Origin of the sequence: Roseiarcus sp., assembly GCF_052145395.1 — a bacterium.
Lineage (GTDB): Bacteria > Pseudomonadota > Alphaproteobacteria > Rhizobiales > Beijerinckiaceae > Roseiarcus.
Genome location: NZ_JBKQOT010000260.1, coordinates 1 through 2,848 on the forward strand (window position 1 = coordinate 1; position 2,848 = coordinate 2,848).

Below are 2,848 nucleotides of genomic sequence, written 5' to 3' on the forward strand. Positions count from 1 at the left end.
CTTGCTGTCGCGTCCGCAGTCCCCCGAATCAATACAGCGGAAAGAAAACGACATGGAGACAGAAATGCGCTTCTCAACACTTCAGATCAAGGACAGCCCGTGGATCGTTGTGGATCGGCTGGAACACCGGCGCAGCATCGCAATCTGCGTCGATTCGGGCGCGGCCCAAATGATTGCCGCGCTCATGAACGGCGACGTCGGGCATGCGACTGCGTGCAGGGACGAGGCGATCGCGGAAATGGATCGTTCAGCCTGACGGGAAGCGCGCATCCTCTGTCGGCCCGAGATAGGCCGAACTTCCTCAGGCCCTCCCCGACACCGGGATCAGCGCCCCGTAGACAGAATGTTGTGAGCTTTCGCGGCGCTGTTTCGCTCGTCGCGATCGGCCTAAGTTGTGGCGCCCGTTCCCGACGTCGAGGCCGTCGCCTCCACCGTCGCGTCAAGCGGTCCGCTTTGAGCGGCGGCAGGCCGCGCTTCGCCCGCTCGGCGTCCCGGGTCCTCGACGTGTGCGCCCGGCTGTTGAGGCCGGCGTAGCCGTGGTCGAATAGGAACGCCCGGCTCTCGGCCAACATGTCGTCCTTTGCGTCGAAGCATTTCAAGCGGACTTTGTGGATCGTCGCCAGCGGGACGACCGGATGGGCGGGATGCGCATAGCCTTCTGACGTCCACCAGGCGCGAGCCGCCTCGTCGTTCGGGTTGCAGAACAGTGCTTCGAGCGCGGCCCTTCAGGGCGTGGCCTTTAGCGGTCAGAGCGCGCTCAGGGTTTCAGCCGCCGGCAAACGGATTGGCGAAAGCCGGCGTTGTCGCAATCCGGGCGACCGTCTCGCGAAAATACCGCCGCCAGATGCGCGAGACGGCTTCTGCATTCCCGGCCATCTCCCGGTAGGACGCATTGACGAAGGCCGACATCGTCCGGCTCACGTCGTTGGCGTCCTGGTTGGTCGCTGCGCTGAACAGCATGTCCTGTGTATTGTCGAACATCCTATCCCAAAGGATGTGCGACTCGTTTGCGACGTCGCGCAACGCATTGGCGGTCGCTTTCAAAATGATACGGTCGGGACCCTGGATCGCGTTGATCAGGACCGGGTGGCCGATCTCGTAGGCCTTCTCGCACAGAAACTTCGGATTCTGGTTGTCGCCATGGTAGCCCGGAACGACCGGAACGCCGGCTGGGACAGGGCATCATCCTGCCGCAATACGTTCGTACATGGAGTTGTCTGGGGAATCGGAACGGATGACGGCGCCGCTCGAAGCGCGCGTTCCAACGGCGCGAAGCAGAGCTTCGCTTGGAAAGCCTCCGCGAGAAGAGGATCGCGACCGCCAAGGGACGCGAAGAAGTCCAAAGCCCGTCACATGCCTGTAGCCATAGGCATCGGAGGATCGCTCGCGGACAATGAAGGACCTTTGGCGATCATGAGTCTCATGAGTCGGATGAACAAAGCGCTCGCAGTTCTCCGCAGCGCCGTAGGCGCGCGCAGCGCGCGGTCGCCGGATCAGACAGGGCCGCGCGTGGCCGTGGCGGAGGAGCCGTCGCTCGAGAGCGCGCCGACGCAGGAGGCGGAGGCCAAGTCTCAGGCTGAGTCGCCGGCGCAAACGCCACAAAACCCAGCGGCGCCGGCTCCCAAAACTCAGCCTGCGGCGAAGCCGCAGCATACCCGCTCGGCTTCGCTCGCGGACACCCTCTCGAACGAACCTTTGGTCGGCTTGGCTGCGTCCGAGCCGCAGACGACTGCGGAGGGCGCGCCCGCTTCGGCGGCGGAGCAACCGGCGACCGCGCCGTTCGAGTCGCCTCTGTGGCAAGCCGCGCCGCTACTGAGGAATCTGCCGAAGCTCCATCTCGCCAGGCGCCCTGCGCCCTGGCCGCCCGAGAAGCTGTCACTCGCGCTGCAGGGCGGCGGTGCTTTCGGCGCGTTCGCCTGGGGCGTCCTCGATCGACTGCTGGAGGAGTCCGGGATTGAGTTCGATGCGGTCAGCGGGTCGAGCGCCGGCGCCGTCAATGCCGTCCTTCTCGCATCCGGGATGATCGACGGCGGGCGCGAAGGCGCCCGGGCGCGGCTGTCGCGCTTCTGGAGGCAGGTGAGCCAGGCCGCCGCGCTGGCTTCGCCAAGCTCGCCCATCAGCGCGGGTCTGGAACTGATCATGCGGATGATGTCGCCGTATCAATTCAACCCTTTCAACGTGAATCCGCTACGCGATGCGCTAGCCGCCGAGGTGGACTTCCCGCGTCTTCGTGAGCGGTCGGCGATCAAGCTCCTACTCGGCGCGACGCGCGTCCGCGACGGCAGCCTCCGCATCCTGACCAACCCGGAACTGACTGTTGACGCGGTGCTCGCGTCCGCCTGCCTGCCGCTTCTGCATCATGCCATCGAACTGGACGGCGAGCCCTACTGGGACGGCGGTTACGCCGCCAATCCGCCTCTCATTCCGCTCGTTCACGCTTCGGAGACGTCGCACATTCTCATCGTGCAGGTGACGCCGAACATGTCGAACCGATTGCCGAAGACGACAAGCGAGATTGCCGCCCGGATCGAGCAGATCCAATTCAACGCGACGCTCAACACCGAACTCGAAGCGCTCAAATACGGCAAGATCATCGGGGCGGCGGACAAACTCCGCCGGCTCAGAATCGGCCGGATCTCCGCCGACGACCATTTCGGGGGGTTCGCCGCTGAAAGCGCGGCGAATATACGCTGGGACTTTCTCGAACGCCTCCATCTTGGCGGGCGCGCCGCCGCCGAGGCCTGGCTGAACCAGAACCTTCCGGCAATGCGGCGGAGTGCCTGAAGGTGCGGAAAGGCCATTTGACGTCGATCAATGCGTTCCCTTGCGCCCGTCACAACGATCAGAG

General features: G+C 64.7%; 3 protein-coding genes. 2 read left to right on the forward strand and 1 reads right to left on the reverse strand.

Translation table 11 applies throughout. The features are described from left to right. Nucleotides 1-256: hypothetical protein (locus ACLP25_RS08785; protein ID WP_442468822.1), on the forward strand; the 256-nt coding region annotated here is incomplete at its 5' end. Between the two features lie 509 nt (nt 257-765). On the opposite strand, the gene ACLP25_RS08790 is transcribed toward ACLP25_RS08785, so the two are convergent. Next, nucleotides 766-981: a hypothetical protein gene (locus ACLP25_RS08790; RefSeq protein ID WP_442468823.1), complete on the reverse strand. Its 216-nt coding sequence runs from the start codon at nt 979-981 to the stop codon at nt 766-768. 432 nt (nt 982-1,413) lie between these two features. On the opposite strand from ACLP25_RS08790, the gene ACLP25_RS08795 reads away from it, so the two are divergent. Further along, the gene (locus ACLP25_RS08795; RefSeq protein WP_442468824.1) at nt 1,414-2,784 is read left to right on the forward strand and encodes a patatin-like phospholipase family protein; all 1,371 of its coding nucleotides are present in this window, start codon (nt 1,414-1,416) and stop codon (nt 2,782-2,784) included. Nucleotides 2,785-2,848 lie beyond the last annotated feature (64 nt).